Here is a 17,386-nt window from a genome sequence, read left to right on the forward strand (position 1 = left end):
GAGGCGCGCGCACCCCCTGCGCGCTAGTCTTGCCACTGTTCCGCCACCGTTCGAGGCGTCGTCTCAGGCGACGTTGTCCATCTTGCCGCTGCACCTTCTCCCTGCCATTTTTGCCGCCGGTTTTTCCGCACGCTTGCGGCCGGTCCCTTGCCACGTCCGTGCGCCGCTGCACAGCGCCGGCACAGCGCAGCGATGAGTACGCTGGCACGCCGCCTGGTGGCGGAAGGTCTCGGCACCGCCCTGCTGGTGGCAATCGTGGTGGGTTCGGGCATCCGTGCCGAGCGCCTCGCCGCCGGTGATACCGCGCTGGCGCTGCTGGCCAATTCGCTGGCGACCGGTGCCGGGCTGGTGGCCTTGCTGGTGTCGCTGGGCCCGGTTTCTGGCGGACATTTCAATCCGGTGGTCAGCCTGTCAGCGCTGCTGCAGGGCACGCTGCCGCCGCGCGATGCGCTGCGCTATGTGCTGGTGCAGGTGGCGGGCGGAGTCTGCGGCGTGCTGGCCGCCCATGCGATGTTCGGCGAGCCGGCGCTGGCCTGGTCGGCGCAGAGCCGCACCGGCGCGGCGATGTGGTGGAGCGAGTGCGTGGCCACCTTCGGCCTGGTCGGCGTGGGCATCGGCACGCTGCGCAGCCGGCCGCAGCTGGTGCCGTTCGTGGTGGCAGGCTATATCACCGCGGGCTACTGGTTCACGTCGTCGACCTCGTTTGCCAATCCGGCGCTGACCATCGCCTGCGCGCTGACCGATACCTTTACCGGGATCCGGCCGCAGGACGTGCCGGGCTTCGTGCTGGCCCAGATCGGCGGTGGGCTGACTGCCACGCTGCTGTTCCACTGGCTGTGCCGCAAACCCGCTGCGGCCGCCACAGCGCAGGCCGACTGGCGCGCTGCGCCCGCCAGCGCCCCTACCAGCGCCGATTGAGCTGCACGCCGAAGATCGAGCCGCTCGCCTGCGAGGCCCACGCGTCGGCCGGCGCGGTGTAGCCGATGCCGTCGACGTCGCTGGCACGGCTATAGGTGTAGAAGGCGCGCAGGTTGGCATTGCCGGCCGATTTGCCCAGTGTCAGCGTGGGCGCCACGGTCAGCGCGGTGCGCTGGCCGCCGACGCCGAAGCCGGACGAGATCTGGTCGTGCGAGACCTCGAAATTCAGGCGGAACTGGTTGCTCGCTATGTAAGCAGGACGCAAGCGCGTGGTGGCCCACTGCAGCGTGCCGACCGGCGACCGGTCAAACTGCAGGCTTTGCTCCACCGCGCCGCTCAGCCCTGAACGGCCCTTCCATTCCATCGATTCTGCCACGCGCGTGCGCGACAGCGCCGGTCCCATGCCGGTGTAGCCGGCCATGGCGTTGCGCGATCCCGATCCGAACTGCACCCCGAGCCGGTTGGTGCCGAACAGCACGCCTTTCTGCTCGTGCAATGCAGACGCCCACCATGCACCGCCGGGGTCTTGCACCAGCGGCTGCGCCTCCACCCGCGTGAAGCCAATCTGGATCGAACCCTGTTCATTGGTGTTGATGGGCGCGGTGCGCAGCGAGTGGTAGCTGGGCAGGTTCTGGCCGTTCTGGTCGGCGCGCGCGGTGTACTGGTAGCTCAGGCCGATATCGCCGATCACCTTGGCGTTGTCCACGCCGAAGCGCATCGCCGTGGAATTGGGCGGCAGCAGGCCGGACGACAGCAGGAACGGCGCATTGTCGCGCCGGCCAGCCCACATGGTGGCGCCGTCCAGCACCGCCAGGCCGCTGACGGCGGTATAGAACTGCGGCACCAGGGCATAGGGATCGATCGCCGCGGGGCGGCCATTGACCGTGGTGGCGTCGGTGCCGCGCGCCTGCGCGATCAGCATCACCTGCGCGCCGCCGTCCAGGTCCAGCACCGATTCGCGGATCTTGACCTCGCCGGCGCTGCGGCAGGCCAGGCCGTTGCCGATGCCGGTGGAGAGCGCGCCGCCGGGGCAGGCGCGCATGGTGGCCGGACGTTCCTCGGCCGCGGCGCGGCCGCTGTAGCCGAGGCGCCACACCGAATCCCCGGCGGGGTCTTCGGCGGGCAGCTGCGAGTGCAGTACCGGCGGGGCATCCGGCGGTGTGTCACCGGTGGCGCTGTCCGCCGGCTGGGCGGGCGCCTCGGCCTGGAACTGGCCGAGCCGGGGCGGGAACAGCACCAGTGGCGGCGGCGGCTGGGGTGGCGGTTCGGGCGGGCCGACGAAGTCGGGGTCGGCAGCCGGGCTGGTACCGGCCAGGGTCGCCGACGCGCTGCCGTCAGGCTGCACGGCACGCTGGGCCGCCGGCTCGCCCGTGATGCCTGGCGCCGGTGCCGCTGGCACGGTCACGCTGGCCGCGGATGCTGCGTTGCCGGCGATCAGCGCCGCCAGCGGGTCCTCCGTGCCTGCTGTGGCCAGCGTGGCAGGCCGGGCGGCTTGCGCCGGACCCGCGGTCACCACCGGCGGCACCGCCGGCCGCGGTTCGATGCGGGGCGGCGGCGTGGCGGCACTGGTGGTCGCATCCCCGGTCTGCGCGCACGCGACCAGCCCCCACGCGGCCAGCACGGCAAAACCGAGGCGGCGCAGGGGCAGGCCACCGCGTCCGGCAGGGCCGGGACAAGGCGGTGTGGCGGGGATCAGACGGGAGACTGGCGGCAATTCGGACAGCAATTCAGGCAAGCAACAATGATGGCCGGAGCAGGCAAGGGCTCCGGAGGCGGGACTGTTTTTTATCAGCCGACCCATTTGACCGCAAGCCGGGTTACAAAATCCATCACACCGTGCGCTGTCTCACAATGCGAAAAACCCCCGGATATGGCGCGATTGACTAGCGAAAACCCGCACTTGCACGGTACCCCGTGGCGAAAGAGCCACCGCTATAATCGGCTGGCTTGGTGCGACACGCATTCTCGTGTCCGGGTAGCTCCAACGTAAGGAGCATCGACCTTGTCGAGACAAGGAGAGGGCCTCGGCCCGAACCGTCCAATCTCGACCATTACTTGCTTAGACAAACCCGGCCGAACGGCTAGGGGAGTCCGATGTGTTGTGAGGAAGCCGGAACAGTGGCCAACTCGCGGCTTGCTTTCTGCTGGATGGATTTCCAGCCATTGCCCAAGGGCGGGGACGCTCGCCTTTGGGCGAGTTCTCTGTAGACATCCCCCTAACGGAGGGTGTATGCGGTCAAACAGCGGAAAACCCGTTGTATCGCCGCAACATAGCGTTCAAACCGTTCTGGATAGAACGGCGCTACGTTCTTTGGGACGGCAGCCAGCGCTCGCAAGAGCGACCGATGCCGTCAAGCGCTCGCTTGCATAGGAGCACAGTGGTAGGTAAGTGAGGTCCCGGAGCGGTAGCTCCGTGCATTATGGTTCGGTCGGATATGCCCGAAAGGGTTACACGATAGAGAACCTGCTATGCGACTAGCAGTAGCCTAGGGAGACATGCGTCACTGGTAACGGTGGGGTGTGAAGCTCTCCTGACAATGTAGCCCCCGAAAGGGTGCCATCAGGTCGTGAGACAGGACGGTAGATGCTCCGAGCAGCAACGGGGTTGAGGCGCTAGGCTGACTGGCATGGGTAACGTAAGTGAACTGCTGATAAACGTCGTAACGATTGAGATGCCAAAGCTGCTGCTAGGCATTAACCAAAAGGTGTGTGGTCGGTTGTCCTACTCAAGCCTTGGGACACGTCGCCACGATGACCACCGGCGGAAAGGCAGACCCTAACCCAGTCGTGTAATGCGCGGGGAACGTGGTAAGCCCGTATGGCTGCCGGAGCGAAGTTTTTGGCTCAGGCAGGCGAACCGTAAGGAACGCTGTTGGCTGTGCGGGTATGGGATGTTGGAAAAAGCGAACGCCGGACTGTAATGGCTCGGATAGGGATTGAAACATCATCCCACGCGAAAGCGGGCAGACTTCCAACTGGTCAAACGTCGCAGGACGGCTGACTGATCTCGCTTGTTTAAATTTTTCTTCCCTTGAGGGGCAACACGTCCCTCAAGGGGCGTGCTGTCTCTTGATGTTGGGGAAGATCCCCAAGATAGGAGAGCAGCATGGAAGCATTGATCCGCAAGGATGAATCTGCGCTCTCCGGCGTGCCGCAAACCTGGGGCGCCATTGATTGGCGCCGCGTGGAGCGGAACGTCCGAGAGATGCAGATTCGAATTGCGAAGGCAACACAGGACGGGGATTGGCGAAGGGTGAAAGCCCTGCAACGGTCCCTAACCCGCTCGTTTTCCGCAAAAGCATTGGCGGTACGACGAGTGACAATGAACCAAGGTAAGCGAACGGCCGGTGTCGATCGCGAAAAGTGGAAAACGTCTGAAGCCCGATGGGAAGCCATTGGGAGGTTGAAGCGTCGAGGGTACAGGCCACTGCCATTACGGAGGGTCTATATCCCAAAAGCCAACGGGAAGGAACGGCCTCTGGGCATCCCAACCATGTTGGATAGAGCCATGCAGGCGCTGTATCTGCTGGCACTGGAGCCGGTGTCCGAAGGGACGAGTGATCCGAATTCTTATGGGTTCCGGATTAATCGATCCACGGCGGATGCCATGTCCCAGTTGTTTGTATCCCTATCCCAGCGGACCTCGGCCCAATGGGTACTGGAAGCAGACATCAAAGGATGCTTTGACCATATCAGTCACGACTGGCTGGAGAGCAATGTCCCTATGGACAAAGCAATCCTTCGGAAGTGGTTGAAAGCTGGCGTGGTATTTCAAGGCCAGCTTCAGGCGACCGAAGCCGGAACACCACAGGGAGGCATCATTTCCCCGACTCTGGCAAATGTGGCGCTGAACGGCTTGGAAACGCAACTCAATAAGTTCCTCGGAGCGAAGCGGGGAGCGACCAAGGCGAAGAGGCTTAAAGTGAACGTTGTGCGTTACGCGGACGACTTCGTCATCACCGGCGATACGCCGGAGATCCTAGCGAACGAGGTGAAGCCGTGGGTAGAACAGTTCCTTGCAGTACGGGGGCTGACGCTATCGACGGAGAAAACGCGGATCGTCAGCATCGCTGAGGGCTTTGACTTCCTAGGGTGGAATTTCCGGAAGTACTCGGGAACACTGCTCATCAAGCCAAGCAAGAAAAACGCGCAAGCGTTCTATCGCGAGGTGAAGGCGGTCATCAGCACCAACAAGACGGCGGAGCAGTCGGATCTAATACGACTGTTAAACCCGATGCTAAGGGGCTGGGCTCAGTATCACAGTCCAGTGGTGGCAAAAGCGATGTTCGCCCGCGTGGAGCATGAAATATTCAACGCTCTACGACGGTGGGCAAAGCGGCGACATCCACATAAGTCCGTCGAATGGGTGCGGAAGAAATACTTCGCTACCGTCGGCGAACGAAATTGGGTGTTTGGTACCAAGTTCGTGAGCGGCAAAGGCAGTGAAGGTTGGACGGAGTTGTATTCGCTGTCCAGCACGCCAATTCGGCGGCACAAGAAGATTCGGGGGGACTACAATCCCTTCGATCCAATGCAGGAGCGGTACGGCGAGAAGCTGCGGCAAGAGCGTATGTTGGAAAACATGGCGCACCGTAAGCAGTGGATCAAGTTGTATTTATCCCAGCAAGGCTTGTGCGCGGTGTGTCAGTGCAAGATAACCAAGGAAACAGGATGGGAAGATCATCACATCGAACCTCGCATACTCGGGGGTTCCGATGCACTAGGGAATCGCGTACTGTTGCATCCGAACTGTCACAGGCAAGTGCATTACCAAGGTAGAACTGTTGTGAAGCCGGTGTCCGAGAGGGGCATTTAGTGCGATCCGAGCCGTATGCGGGGAAACTCGCACGTACGGTTCCTAGGGGGGGACAGGTCAGCAATGACCTTCGTCCCTACCCTACTCTTTCGGGTAAGACACCTTTACCGTGGCCCGCGTCCGGCGCCCGGCATGCGGGGCACGCCGCCGTGCCCGTTCGTAACAGGCACAGCGTTGCGCAGGCCGCCGTACCCCGGCGGCTGGTGCGTCACGGTCCGGCGCGCGGCATCATGCAAGCCGCGAGCCTGCATCCGAATCAATATCTATAAGAGGAGAAGTGGAGATGGAACGTCGTTCCTTTCTGTTGAAAGCGTCGGCCGTGGCCGCCACCGGGGCACTGGCCGCGTGCGGCAAGGGTGAAGAGAAGGCAGCGCCTGCCGCCGCCAGCGGCCCGGCAGCGCCGGCCGTGGTCGGCAGCAACCCGGCCGTGGAATGGCGCCTGGCCTCGAGCTTCCCCAAGTCGCTCGACACCATCTTCGGCGGTGCCGAACTGCTGTCGGCCCGCGTCAAGGAACTGACCGACGGCAAGTTCAACATCAAGGTCTTTGCCGCCGGTGAAGTCGTGCCGGGCCTGCAGGTGCTGGATGCGGTGCAGAACAACACCGTGCAGATCGGCCACACCGCCGGCTACTACTACTTCGGCAAGAACCCGACGCTGTGCTTTGACACCACCGTCCCGTTCGGCCTGACCGCACGCCAGCAGAACGCCTGGATGCTGCAGGGCAACGGCATGAAGCTGATGCGCGAGTTCTTCAAGGAATACAACGTCGTCAACTTCCTGGGCGGCAACACCAATGCGCAGATGGGCGGCTGGTTCCGCAAGGAAATCAAGACCGTGGCCGACCTGCAGGGCCTGAAGTACCGCATCGCCGGCTTTGCCGGCGTGGTGCTGTCGCGCCTGGGCGTGGTGCCGCAGCAGATCGCCGGCGGCGACATCTACCCCGCGCTGGAAAAAGGCACCATCGACGCGGCCGAGTGGGTGGGCCCGTACGATGACGAGAAGCTGGGCTTCTACAAGGTGGCGCCGTACTACTACTACCCGGGCTGGTGGGAAGGCAGCGCGCAGCTGTCGTTCTACGCCTCGGCCACCGAATACGCGAAGCTGCCGGCGCTGTACAAGCGCGCGCTGGAAACTGCCACCATCGAGGCGCACACCAACATGATGGCCAAGTACGACACGGTCAACCCGCAGGCGCTGGCCCGCCTGCTGGAAAACGGCGTCAAGCTGCGCCCGTTCTCCAAGGAAATCATGGAAGCGTGCTTCAAGGCGACCCAGGAAGCCTTCGCCGACGAAACCGCCAAGAACCCATCGTTCAAGAAGATCTACGACGACTGGCGCGTGTTCCGCAACAACGAGGCCGCCTGGTTCAACGTGGCCGAGCAGGCCTTCTCGCAGTTCAGCTTCGCACGCAAGCTGTAAGCGGGACGCCCGCCCCGGGCCGCCCGGGGTCTGCCGCAAGCCCCATGTTCCCTCGGGAGCATGGGGTTTTTTGTTCGCCACCGCAGGCGGGCGCCCGCCGGGCGGGGATCGCGCGGCGCCGGTAGAATCGCCGGCATCTACCGGAAATCCCTATGCAACTCGGCATTCTCTACGCCCTCCTGGCCTACGTCATCTGGGGGCTGCTCCCGCTCTATATCAAATCGCTGCCCGGTATTGCGCCGCTGGAGATCCTGCTGCACCGGATGGTGTGGTCGCTGGTCTTCCTCGGGCTGATCCTGACCTGGCGGCGCCAGTGGGGATGGCTCGGCAAGGTGTTGCACGACCGGCGCCTGCTGCTGTCGTTTGCGGCCAGCGCGGCGCTGCTGTGCGGCAACTGGTTTCTCTATATCTGGGCGGTGTCGGCCAACCGCGTGGTCGATGCCAGCCTGGGCTACTTCATCAACCCGCTGTTCAGCGTGCTGCTGGGCGTGGTGTTCCTGCACGAGCGGCTGCGCCTGGTGCAATGGCTGTCGATCGCGGTCGCCGCGGCCGGGGTGGCCTGGCTGACGGTGGCAGCAGGCCAGCTGCCGTGGATCGCGCTGGGGCTGGCGGCCAGCTTCGGCGGCTATGGCCTGCTGCGCAAGACCGGTGCGCTGGGTGCGTTGGAAGGGCTGTCGCTGGAGACGCTGCTGCTGTTCCCGCTGGCCGCGGCGGCGCTGGCCTGGCTGTTCGCCACCGGCCAGGACAGCTTCACCCACGCAGCGCCGGGTACGCAGTGGCTGCTGCTGCTGGCCGGGCCGGTGACGGCGGTGCCGCTGCTGTTCTTTGCCGCCGGCGCGCGGCGCATTCCGCTGTCGCTGCTGGGCCTGCTGCAGTACACCGGGCCGACGCTGCAGCTGCTGCTGGGCGTATGGCTGTGGAACGAACCGTTCCCGGTGCAGAAGCAGGTCGGCTACGCGCTGATCTGGCTGTCGCTGGCCTTATATGCGGCCGAGGGGCTATGGATGAATACGCGGCAGAAGCCCGCAGCCATCCAGTCCATCAATGAAGCCAGCTGAAAATCAAACGATTTCATTCATCGCACGGATAACCGATACGGTGCCTGGCCACCATGTCTGCCCCGCCTGATGCCACGCCCGCGGTCCAGCGCAAGATCATTCATTGCGACTGCGACTGTTTCTACGCCTCGGTCGAGATGCGCGACGAGCCGTCGCTGCGCGGCCGCCCGATGGCCGTGGGCGGCTCGCCCGACCGGCGCGGGGTGATTGCCACCTGCAACTATGAAGCGCGCGCCTTTGGCGTGCGTTCGGCGATGCCATCGGCACAGGCGCTCAAGCGTTGCCCGGACCTGCTGATCGTGCGCCCGGCAATGGACAAGTACCGCGAGGTCTCGCGCCAGATCTTCGCGATCTATCGCGAATACACCGCGCTGGTCGAACCGCTGTCGCTGGACGAGGCCTACCTGGACGTGAGCCTGTGCACCCGCCACGCCGGCAGCGCCACCCGCATCGCCGAGGAAATCCGCCAGCGTGTGCGCGATGAAGTGGGCGTGACGGTATCGGCCGGGGTGGGGCCGAGCAAGTTCGTGGCCAAGATCGCCAGCGACTGGAACAAGCCCGACGGGCTGTTCGTGGTCAAGCCGGCGGCGGTCGATGGCTTTGTCGCCGCGCTGCCGGTGGAGCGCATCCACGGCGTGGGCAAGGTCACCGCGGCCAAGCTGCGGCGCCTGGGTGCCGAGACCTGCGGCGACCTGCGGCCGTGGTCGCCGGACCGGCTGCACCGCGAGTTCGGTGTCTTCGGGGCGCGGCTCTACAAGCTGTGCCGCGGCGTCGACGAGCGCGAGGTCACGCCCGAGCGCGAGCGCAAGTCGATCAGCGTGGAAGAGACCTATGCCGACGACCTGCCCGACCTGCAGGCCTGCATGGCCGAGCTGGAACCGCTCGTCGCCATGCTCGAAGCCCGCATTGACCGGGCACAGGCACACGACACCATCGACAAGCTGACCGTGAAGCTACGCTTCTCTGACTTCCGCCAGACCACGGTGGAATGCCGCGGCCACGCGCCGGACCGCGCCGTCTACGCGCGCCTGCTGGCCGAGGGCCATGCGCGCCGGGGCTTGCCGGTGCGGCTGCTGGGGGTGGGGGTAGGGACCAGCGACCGGAACACGTCGCAGCTGGAACTGTTCGACTGATCGCAGGACTATTCCTGCGAATAATCAAGCAGCTTGAGATAATGATGTCTTGATAAATGGCATCAATAAACCAGCTACTGCAGATCGTTGCGCATCACCAGCAGCCACGGCATATGCGAATTGGTGACGCCGTCGAGCCGGCCCGAATCGCCCAGCTCGATCTCCTCCATCGACACCGACTGCTGGACATTGCCGCCGATGGCACGCACCGTGCGCGTGGCCGGATCCACGCCGACCACGATGTCGCAGTGCATGGGCGTGGTGCCGAAGCCGATTTCGGCGATGTCCTCGAGATAGCGGTCGCGCCCGCGCCCGGCGCAAATGATATCGCCGGGGCGGGGCATGGCGGGGACGGGCTCGATATGGAAGGCCGGCCTGGGCAGGATGCCGTCGCGGGCATCGACCACATACATCGAGTGCGACTGCCCGGTCAGGAACTGGCGCTCGTCCAGCCCCGCCTTGCGCAGCACCCATGAGATAAACACCGCCGACCAGGCCCAGGACCCCTGCGTCACCTGCCGGCAACTGGGCGCTTCGCCGACGATGCCCCAGTAGCGGCGCGCCAGCGAGCAGCCCAGGGGCGTGGCTTCCATGCCGGTGCCGTCCGGAAAGGACAGGCAGCTGGCAGCGGGTGGCGGATTGCCGTTGGTTTTTGATTCGGTGTCGGTGGTGGCGGCAGCGGGTGCCCCGGCTGCCTCTGCGGTGGACGCTGGCTGGGCCTCCGGGATCCCTGGCAGTGGCGCAGGCAGCTCCGGCGCGGGCACCGGGCTGTAGGTGACGCAGGACGTGTCGTCCCGGCCCAGCCGCACCACCTGCCCGCCCCAGCGGGCCCATTCCTGCGTGGCGATCTCGACGATGCGTTCGCGCGGCGTGGCGCCCGGGCGCGTCACCGGCCTTTCGGTGTCGGGCAGGGCGTGCGCCTGCGGCCGCACCGGCTCGCTGACGGTGGTGCAGGCACTCAGCAATGCCAGCGCCACGGCGACGCAAGCCGCGCGCATGGTGCCCGCAGCCTGTGGAGAAAGCTGTGGAACCAACTGTGGAAAGCGCTGTGCATAACGCTGTGGAGATCTGCTGCGCGGCGGATGGGCGAGCATGGAGGCCCCATGTGGCACGGCACCCGGTCCGACCTGTCAAGGCCACGGCTGGACGCCTGTTGGAAGACTTCGCGCGCGATCGCCCCGATGGCGGATTCAGCGATGCGGCGGATACTGCAGAAGATCAGCTTACCGCTGTGGATAACGTCCCCCGCCTGGCGCTCGCCTGCGCCCTCGGGCACCGGGCGGCGGCATGGCGGGGTCTGACAATTCGGGCCCTGCAGTGCAGCCCGTCAGGCTCACTGGTTGACAGCGTCCTTGAACTTCTGGCCAGCCTTGAACTTCACGGTCTTGGCTGCTTCGACCTTGATTTCTTCGCCGGTACGCGGGTTGCGCGCCATGCGCTCGCCACGCTCGCCCTTGCTGAACGTGCCAAAGCCGATGAGGCTCAGCGTGTCGCCCTTGGCCACTGCGTCCATGATGGCCGACAGGGTCACGTTCAGTGCCTGTTCTGCCTTGGCCTTGGTCAGACCGTCCACCCCGGCTGCGATAGCGTCGATCAGTTCGGTTTTCGTCATGCTTCACTCCGTATCGAGTTGATAAAACACAGGCGTCCGCATGCCGGGCGGCCTGGCTGGCACCGCTCCGGCAAAGACGCCGCGGGCCACATGATACCGTGTCGGACAAGGCGCACCGGGAACAGATTGTTACCTGGCAGTTTCCGCGAGGCCGCGCCAGGCTGGGCTTCGCGGCAAATCGACGCAGCCGGGTGCAGCCATGGCTAGTGGCGGAAGGTGACGAAAACGCCCTAAGGTGACAGGGCAGGGCACCGGGGTTCGTGCAACGCGACTGAGGACATTCCCTTGCCCATCCCTCGCCAGAGGCTCTCAGAGGCCCTCTGTGCACGCTCAGGCGTATTGGACAGGGCTGGAGAGCCAGCGTCGGCCAGAAGCGCTTGCAGGCGTTCTGGGAGCCTCGGATGCGCAAACTGCACTATGTTGCATGCTGTCGGATCACGGGCCTGGCGGCGAAGCTCGCGGCTATTCGGCGCATGCATGGCGCCTTGGGGATCATTTACGGCCCGGCTCCAGATCCTGTCGCCAGCGTATACGCGCAAGCTGGTGTGATTGGGCGTATACGCCCAAGGTATACGCCCCCGATCCAATCCAAAACCACCAAGTCTCGCGCTATCGCGACGTTTACGGCCCCGGCCATTCGGATGAAGCCTTTCGGGGCCTTCTTTCGCTGACGTGCCTGGCTCGTTCTTTCGGTTTACCTTTTTCTTTCATGTATACAAATAGTAGTAGTAGGTAAACACCCGCCACCGCTGTGGAAAACCGCGTAAACGTCTTTCGCTTCAAAGGTTTACGTAAACGAGAAGTGGTCGTATCCAATGTTGGCCGAGGTGGATGACTCAGCCCGATGGGCGAGGCCGGCGCCGAACCCCCTCCGACTTATGCCTGAGGCATCCCCATGCCAGCCCCAGGCAGCCCACATCCATTCCGCGTGCTTGTCCACAGTTCCGGGCGGGGTTATCCACATACGCGCAGGTAAACGCGCGTCGCGGCTGGGGTGTAAACGGGGGGGGGGCGTATACCTGTCGACTGCACCCAAAGGCGTATACGGTGCGGGCGCCGGAAAAAGGGCGTTGCGTATACGTGTCACGGTTGCACCGGTATCATCCCCGATCGCGCCGGAACGGCCGGCACGGCGGGCCACTCAGGCACAACAGGCGACGAGCACGGAAAGGCAAATGGCGGACAAGGCAAAGCGCAAGGCAGCAGGCGAGGGCAGGAAGAAGACGGCGAGCGACCGGATCGAGGTGCGCCAGTCAGGCGTGCACGGCAAGGGCGTCTATGCGATCGGCCCGATTACCGAAGGCGAACGCGTGATCGAGTACAAGGGCGAGCACATTTCGTGGAAGAAGGCGCTGGAGCGTCATCCGCACGATCCCAGCGATCCCAACCACACTTTCTACTTCAGCCTGGACGACGGCAGCGTGATCGACGCCAAGTACGGCGGCAACCGCGCGCGCTGGATCAACCATGCCTGCGAACCCAACTGCGAGGCGCGCGAGAAGAAGGGCCGCGTGTTTATCCACGCGCTGCGCGATATCGCCCAGGGCGAGGAACTGTTCTATGACTACGGCCTGGTCATTGACGCGCGCTATACGGCCAAGCTGAAGAAAGAGTTCGAGTGCCGCTGCGGCAGCCCGCAATGCCGCGGCACCATGCTGGCGCCGAAGGAAAAGAAGAAGAAGGACAAGTAAAGCGCGCGTCTCGACCCGCGCCGCCGCCAGCGCAGCAGCGGGTTCAGGCCACCGATCCTGGCGGTTCGCAGGGGATCCGGATCACGAAGCGCATGGTCGGCCGCCGTTCCGGCGCGCCGCCCGCGGCCGGTGCATCGCCAGCCGCACCCGGCACCGGCGGCACGTCCTCGATGCGGATAGTGCCCTGGTGCAGCGTCACGATCTCATGGACGATGGCCAGCCCCAGCCCGGCGCCGCCGCTGTGGGCCGCCCGCCCGCCGCCCGGCTCGGGGGCGCGGTCGCCGCGGAAGAAGCGCTTGAAGACTTCCTCGCGCCGCTGCGGCGGGATGCCGGGGCCATTGTCTTCCACCATCACCACCGCCATGCCGCGGTGACCCATGGCCTCGCCGCCGGCGCGCACCGTGATGCGCCCGCCCGCGGGCACGTACTTCACCGCGTTGTCGATCAGGTTGGACAGGGCCTCGCGCATCAGCAGCCGGTTGCCGCGCACCACGGCGGGCGCGCCGCCGGTGAAGGTGGGGCCGGGCAGGATCTCGAAGCCCAGGTCGATGCGTTGCGCCAGCGCCTGCGGCACCCATTCGGCGCCGATCTCGAAGGCCAGCTCGGCCAGGTCGAAGTGTTCCACCGGACCGAGACGCTCCAGCGACAGCCCGGGCTCGGCGCGCGCCAGCGACAGCAGCTGGTTGGACAGCCGCACCGCGCGGTCAGCGGCGGTCTGCACCTCGCGCAGCGCATGCCGGGCGACTTCCAGCGAATCGGCTTCCTGGGCCCGGTCGGCATGCAGCTTGACCGCGGTCAGCGGCGTGCGCAGCTGGTGCGCCGCATCGGCAATGAACTTGCGCTGCGCGTCGAGCGCGTCGCGCAGCCGCGCCAGCAGCGCATTGAGGCCGCGGATCAGTGGCGCCACCTCGGCCGGGACTTGGGTCTCGTCCAGCGCGGCGAGCGAGCGGGCAGTCTGCCGGTTGAGCTTGTCGGCCAGGATCTGCAGCGGCACCAGCTCTTCCTTGAGCACGTGCGACAGGATCAGGCTGCCGACCAGCAGCAGCAGGATCAGCGGCACCGACACCGACAGCAGGATCTCGTTGGCGGCGGTCTCGCGCCGGTCCAGCAGCTCCGCCACCTCCACCACGATGGGCCCGCGCGCGGCTTTGCCGGCCTCGCTGGTGCCGAGTTCGTCCACCGCGGCGCTGGGCAGCATCACCGGCAGCCGCACCGCGCGCACCTGGCGGCCGCTGAACCAGGCGTAGAACAGGCGCGCGTCGTGCAGCGTGGTCTGGCCGGTGCCGTAGCCCAGCCAGGTGTCCATGCCGCCGATCAGCCCGTCGGGGCCGTGGATGCGCCAGTAGATGCGGTCGGTGCCCTCGGCCTCGACCAGCGTCTGCGCGATCATCGGGATGTCCTGCTCCAGGCGCGGGCCGGCGATGCGGATCTGCTGGGCGATATTGTTGGCCACGCCATACAGCGCGCGGTCGAACACCTGCGTGGTGTAGTGCGCCGCCAGCCAGTACGACAGCGAGCCGCTGGTCAGCACCAGCGCAAACAGTGGCGTGGCCAGTGCGCGCAGCAGGTGCGCGCGCAGGCTGATGTTGGAGCCGGGGCGGGAGGCCTGGCGCGTCGCTGCAGGCGCAGGGGTGGCGCCCGCGGCGTCAGCCGTGGCGGAAGATGGGGGCACGTTCCGCGTGGCGATGCGGGAGGCCGTGCGCCAGGAAATCCGGGAGGAGGTGCGGGAGCGAGGCCACATTGCCGGCTAGGCCGAAGGACAGGGCCGCGTGTCGGATAACCGCGGCGGCCGGAGCGGTTTCATTGTCCGGCGCGGATCTGCAGCAGGTAGCCGAAGCCGCGCACGGTGACGATCTCGACATCGCTGTCCTCGAGCTTCTTGCGCACGCGGTGCACATAGACCTCGATCGCGGTGTCGCCCACAGTATCGCCGCCTTCGCCGGCGGGGTGGGCAAAGGTGGCCAGGTGGTCCTGGAGCTGCGCCTTGCTGACCACGCGGCCCTGGCGCTGCAGCAGCAGTTCCAGCACCGCGAACTCGCGCGGCGACAGCTCCAGCGGGCGGGCGTCGATAAACATGCGGCGGTCGTTGCCCGACAGCCGCAGGCGCCCCAGGCGCACGTCGCGCTCGGGTGCGGCCTCGCCCTGCTGGCTGCGGCGCAGCAGCACGCGCACGCGGGCTTCCAGCTCGGGCAGGGCGAAGGGTTTGATCAGGTAGTCGTCGGCGCCGGCGTTCAGCCCCGAGAGCTTGTCTTCCAGCTCGTCGCGCGCGGTCAGGATGATGACCGGGGTGGTGCGGTTGCGGGCGCGGTAGCGCGCCAGCAGGGTCATGCCGTCGATGCCGGGCAGGCCCAGGTCCAGGATGACCAGGTCGTGCTGCTCGCGCAGCAGGTGTTCGGTGGCATAGACGCCGTCGTGGACGACGCGCACCTGGTGGCCGGCACGGGACAGGCCGGCTTCGACGCCGCTGGCAATCTGGCGGTCGTCCTCGATCAGCAGGATACGCATGGCGGCAGCTCGGGCAGGAAGTTGGGCATGGCTGGAGGGAAGGCCTCTTGGCGCACACGGAAGGTGCGGGCCTGCCGCAGATTGTACTAGGCGCGGGCCCCCGGTTCCTTACGGATTGCCTACAGCTGGCCGATACGGCGCTGCCGCCGCGCCCGCGCTTAGTCGGTCACCGCGTCGGCGGCGCGCTCGATGAAGTGGGCCAGGTCGATGTCGCGCTGGGTCAGGCCGTTGGCATCGTGCGTGGACAGCGTGATGTCGACCCGGTTGTAGACGTTGAACCATTCCGGGTGGTGGTCGGCCTTCTCGGCCTGGATCGCCACGCGGGTCATGAAGCCGAAGGCGGCATTGAAGTCATGGAAGGTGAAGCGCTTGAAGATCGCGTCGCGGTCCGGGACGGTGGTCCAGCCGGGCAGGTCTGCCAGCAGCGTGGCACGGGCTTGCGGGGAAAGCGGAGTCATAGGGGGCTCGATCTGGTCGTAACGAAAACGAAGGCCGCAAATCAATGCGGACAGCCGGCCCGCCCGCGCCGTGGCGGCGGGCATGCCGGCATTGTTTCACAAAGCGGGAAGCGGGGCAGGGCGCGCCGGGTTTGCCGGCGAGGGCCGGATCAGATGTCTTCGGTGTCGGCCCAGCCTTCGCGGGTGCCGACATTGAGCACCTGGTCGCCCGGCGCCACGTCGCCCGCGCCCAGCGTCGGCAGCGCACGCAGTTCTTCGTACAGCGGCGCAAAGTCCGGCCGGGTGGCGTCGAACAGCTGTTCGAAACTGTCGATCACGAAGTAGGTCTTCTGGAAGGTGTCGATGCGGTAGCGCGTGCGCATGATGCGGCGCACATCGAAGCCGATCCGGTTGGGGCTGGCCGAATCCAGGCTGTAGATCGACTCGCCCTGGCTCGACAGGATGCCCGCGCCGTAGATGCGCAGGCCCTGCGGGGTGCGGATCAGGCCGAATTCCACCGTGTACCAGTACAGCCGCGACAGCATGTCCAGCGCGCCCAGCCCGGCCGCCTTCAGGCCGCCCTTGCCGTAGGCCTCCATATAGTCGGCAAAGACCGGGTTGATCAAGAGCGGCACATGGCCGAACACGTCGTGGAAGCAGTCCGGCTCCTGCAGGTAGTCCAGCTGCTCGGGCTTGCGCATCCACCAGCTGGCCGGGAAGCGGCGGTTGGCCAGGTGCTCGAAGAACACCTGGTCCGGCACCAGGCCGGGCACGGCCACGACTTGCCAGCCGGTGGCGCGCATCAGGGTTTCGTTGAGCTGGTCGAAATCGGGGACGCGGTCCTTGTCCATGCCCAGCGTGGCCAGGCCCTGCAGGAATTCATCGCTGACACGGCCCTGCAGCATCGCGGCCTGGCGCTCGTACAGCTTGCGCCAGATGGCGTGGTCGGTGCTGGTGTAGCGGTGCACCGGCTGGGCGATGGTGAAGTCCGGGCGCAGTTCCTGGCCGGACAGCAGGCCGGCGTCGAACTGTTCCTTGAGCTTGTCGGTCAGGGTGCCCTGAAAGGCGCCGGGGGCTTCGGTGGCCGTGGCGATGGACATGGTGCGCGTCTCCTTGTAATGCGTGCTTGCTGCATCGGCGGCAGCATGAATGCGGATTTACTGCGTAGTTTAGACAGCCGAGCGCGCAGAAAGGCCGCAAAATCCGCTTGTTTTGGTGTGGTGGCGCATATAATGTGCATCGTTCCAATAAAGATTGCGGGATTTGTGTATGGCTGCCTCCGGCGTCTCCCTGGACCCCTTCGACCTCGCGCTGCTGGCCGTCCTGCAGGCCGACGGCCGCACCACTCACCAGCAACTGGCCGAACGCGTGCACCTGTCGCCCAGCCAGGTCGGGCGCCGGCTGGCGCGGCTGGAAGCCGACGGCGTCATCACCGGCTACCGCGTCAACCTGTCCTCGCAGGCGCTGGGCCTGGGGGTGATGGTCTTTATCAGCGTCAAGCTGGCCCACCATGCCGACACCATCATCGAACGCTTCCGCGAAGAGATCCTGTTGCTGGAAGAGGTGCAGGAGTGCTATTCGGTGGCCGGCGAGGCTGACTACCTGATCCGCGTGGTCGTGCCAGACCTGCCCACGCTGGCCGAATTCACCATGAAGCGGCTGATGCGCGTGCCCGGTGTGGAAAGCGTGCGTTCGAATATCGTGCTGACCGCCATCAAATGCGACGGGCCCTTGCCGCTGTCGCACCTGCGCTAAAACTTTTCCTGCGGCGCGTTGCAGGTTTGCGTGCCGGTCTT

Annotated in this window: 14 protein-coding genes; 7 read left to right on the forward strand and 7 right to left on the reverse strand. The window is 65.7% G+C overall.

Annotated elements, in window-relative coordinates:
• Positions 1 to 192: 192 nt before the first annotated feature.
• Positions 193 to 918 (forward strand): aquaporin, encoded by a 726-nt coding sequence (locus AC07UK_RS18145; protein WP_494686549.1) that lies wholly within the window; start codon positions 193 to 195, stop codon positions 916 to 918.
• On the opposite strand, the gene AC07UK_RS18150 is transcribed toward AC07UK_RS18145, so the two are convergent.
• Positions 902 to 2,719, reverse strand: coding sequence for a carbohydrate porin (locus tag AC07UK_RS18150; RefSeq protein ID WP_494686548.1), 1,818 nt, complete (start codon positions 2,717 to 2,719; stop codon positions 902 to 904). The two genes, AC07UK_RS18145 and AC07UK_RS18150, sit on opposite strands and share 17 nt — an antisense overlap.
• A gap of 1,305 nt (positions 2,720 to 4,024) precedes the next feature.
• On the opposite strand from AC07UK_RS18150, the gene ltrA reads away from it, so the two are divergent.
• The 4 genes from ltrA to dinB all read left to right on the forward strand — a co-directional run bounded on the left by ltrA (position 4,025) and on the right by dinB (position 9,345).
• Complete coding sequence (gene ltrA, locus AC07UK_RS18155) at positions 4,025 to 5,734, forward strand: group II intron reverse transcriptase/maturase (RefSeq protein ID WP_494686547.1); 1,710 nt, start codon at positions 4,025 to 4,027, stop codon at positions 5,732 to 5,734.
• Between the two features lie 283 nt (positions 5,735 to 6,017).
• Positions 6,018 to 7,154 carry a TRAP transporter substrate-binding protein gene (locus AC07UK_RS18160; RefSeq protein ID WP_436222981.1) on the forward strand — a complete coding sequence of 379 codons (1,137 nt, stop codon included), beginning with the start codon at positions 6,018 to 6,020 and terminating at the stop codon, positions 7,152 to 7,154.
• A gap of 152 nt (positions 7,155 to 7,306) precedes the next feature.
• Positions 7,307 to 8,212, forward strand: coding sequence for an EamA family transporter RarD (rarD, locus tag AC07UK_RS18165; protein WP_436222980.1), 906 nt, complete (start codon positions 7,307 to 7,309; stop codon positions 8,210 to 8,212).
• A gap of 53 nt (positions 8,213 to 8,265) precedes the next feature.
• Positions 8,266 to 9,345 carry a DNA polymerase IV gene (gene dinB / locus AC07UK_RS18170; protein ID WP_436222979.1) on the forward strand — a complete coding sequence of 360 codons (1,080 nt, stop codon included), beginning with the start codon at positions 8,266 to 8,268 and terminating at the stop codon, positions 9,343 to 9,345.
• 74 nt (positions 9,346 to 9,419) lie between these two features.
• On the opposite strand, the gene AC07UK_RS18175 is transcribed toward dinB, so the two are convergent.
• Both AC07UK_RS18175 and AC07UK_RS18180 read right to left on the reverse strand, forming a co-directional pair.
• Positions 9,420 to 10,439 carry a DUF2272 domain-containing protein gene (locus AC07UK_RS18175; protein WP_494686546.1) on the reverse strand — a complete coding sequence of 340 codons (1,020 nt, stop codon included), beginning with the start codon at positions 10,437 to 10,439 and terminating at the stop codon, positions 9,420 to 9,422.
• Between the two features lie 239 nt (positions 10,440 to 10,678).
• The gene (locus AC07UK_RS18180) at positions 10,679 to 10,957 is read right to left on the reverse strand and encodes an HU family DNA-binding protein (RefSeq protein WP_012354324.1); all 279 of its coding nucleotides are present in this window, start codon (positions 10,955 to 10,957) and stop codon (positions 10,679 to 10,681) included.
• Positions 10,958 to 12,132: 1,175 nt separating this feature from the next.
• On the opposite strand from AC07UK_RS18180, the gene AC07UK_RS18185 reads away from it, so the two are divergent.
• Positions 12,133 to 12,648 (forward strand): SET domain-containing protein, encoded by a 516-nt coding sequence (locus tag AC07UK_RS18185; protein ID WP_436222977.1) that lies wholly within the window; start codon positions 12,133 to 12,135, stop codon positions 12,646 to 12,648.
• Between the two features lie 43 nt (positions 12,649 to 12,691).
• Here AC07UK_RS18185 and AC07UK_RS18190 read toward each other — a convergent pair whose 3' ends face one another.
• The 4 genes from AC07UK_RS18190 to phhA all read right to left on the reverse strand — a co-directional run bounded on the left by AC07UK_RS18190 (position 12,692) and on the right by phhA (position 16,690).
• On the reverse strand, positions 12,692 to 14,320 hold the full coding sequence (locus AC07UK_RS18190; RefSeq protein WP_494686545.1) for a sensor histidine kinase N-terminal domain-containing protein: 1,629 nt from the start codon (positions 14,318 to 14,320) through the stop codon (positions 12,692 to 12,694).
• 128 nt (positions 14,321 to 14,448) lie between these two features.
• Positions 14,449 to 15,153, reverse strand: a complete 705-nt coding sequence (locus AC07UK_RS18195) for a response regulator transcription factor (RefSeq protein WP_013958427.1) — start codon at positions 15,151 to 15,153, stop codon at positions 14,449 to 14,451.
• A 158-nt stretch (positions 15,154 to 15,311) separates the two neighbouring features.
• The gene (locus tag AC07UK_RS18200) at positions 15,312 to 15,611 is read right to left on the reverse strand and encodes a 4a-hydroxytetrahydrobiopterin dehydratase (RefSeq protein ID WP_010811305.1); all 300 of its coding nucleotides are present in this window, start codon (positions 15,609 to 15,611) and stop codon (positions 15,312 to 15,314) included.
• Between the two features lie 149 nt (positions 15,612 to 15,760).
• A complete protein-coding gene (phhA, locus tag AC07UK_RS18205) occupies positions 15,761 to 16,690 on the reverse strand; it encodes a phenylalanine 4-monooxygenase (protein WP_436222975.1) in 930 nt (309 codons plus the stop codon).
• A 169-nt stretch (positions 16,691 to 16,859) separates the two neighbouring features.
• Between phhA and AC07UK_RS18210 the strand changes: the two genes are divergently transcribed.
• On the forward strand, positions 16,860 to 17,345 hold the full coding sequence (locus AC07UK_RS18210) for an Lrp/AsnC family transcriptional regulator (protein WP_013958424.1): 486 nt from the start codon (positions 16,860 to 16,862) through the stop codon (positions 17,343 to 17,345).
• Positions 17,346 to 17,386: the final 41 nt, after the last annotated feature.

The organism is Cupriavidus sp. GW821-FHT07C08 (assembly GCF_059419025.1).

Coding starts and splice junctions, on each gene's coding strand:
- AC07UK_RS18160 (WP_436222981.1), top strand. CDS start 6,018: ATGGAACGTCGTTCCTTTCTGTTGAAAGCGTCGGCCGTGGCCGCCACC.
- phhA (WP_436222975.1), bottom strand. CDS start 16,690: ATGTCCATCGCCACGGCCACCGAAGCCCCCGGCGCCTTTCAGGGCACC.
- rarD (WP_436222980.1), top strand. CDS start 7,307: ATGCAACTCGGCATTCTCTACGCCCTCCTGGCCTACGTCATCTGGGGG.
- AC07UK_RS18195 (WP_013958427.1), bottom strand. CDS start 15,153: ATGCGTATCCTGCTGATCGAGGACGACCGCCAGATTGCCAGCGGCGTC.
- AC07UK_RS18150 (WP_494686548.1), bottom strand. CDS start 2,719: ATGGGTCGGCTGATAAAAAACAGTCCCGCCTCCGGAGCCCTTGCCTGC.
- ltrA (WP_494686547.1), top strand. CDS start 4,025: ATGGAAGCATTGATCCGCAAGGATGAATCTGCGCTCTCCGGCGTGCCG.
- dinB (WP_436222979.1), top strand. CDS start 8,266: ATGTCTGCCCCGCCTGATGCCACGCCCGCGGTCCAGCGCAAGATCATT.
- AC07UK_RS18200 (WP_010811305.1), bottom strand. CDS start 15,611: ATGACTCCGCTTTCCCCGCAAGCCCGTGCCACGCTGCTGGCAGACCTG.
- AC07UK_RS18210 (WP_013958424.1), top strand. CDS start 16,860: ATGGCTGCCTCCGGCGTCTCCCTGGACCCCTTCGACCTCGCGCTGCTG.
- AC07UK_RS18185 (WP_436222977.1), top strand. CDS start 12,133: ATGGCGGACAAGGCAAAGCGCAAGGCAGCAGGCGAGGGCAGGAAGAAG.
- AC07UK_RS18145 (WP_494686549.1), top strand. CDS start 193: ATGAGTACGCTGGCACGCCGCCTGGTGGCGGAAGGTCTCGGCACCGCC.
- AC07UK_RS18175 (WP_494686546.1), bottom strand. CDS start 10,439: ATGCTCGCCCATCCGCCGCGCAGCAGATCTCCACAGCGTTATGCACAG.
- AC07UK_RS18180 (WP_012354324.1), bottom strand. CDS start 10,957: ATGACGAAAACCGAACTGATCGACGCTATCGCAGCCGGGGTGGACGGT.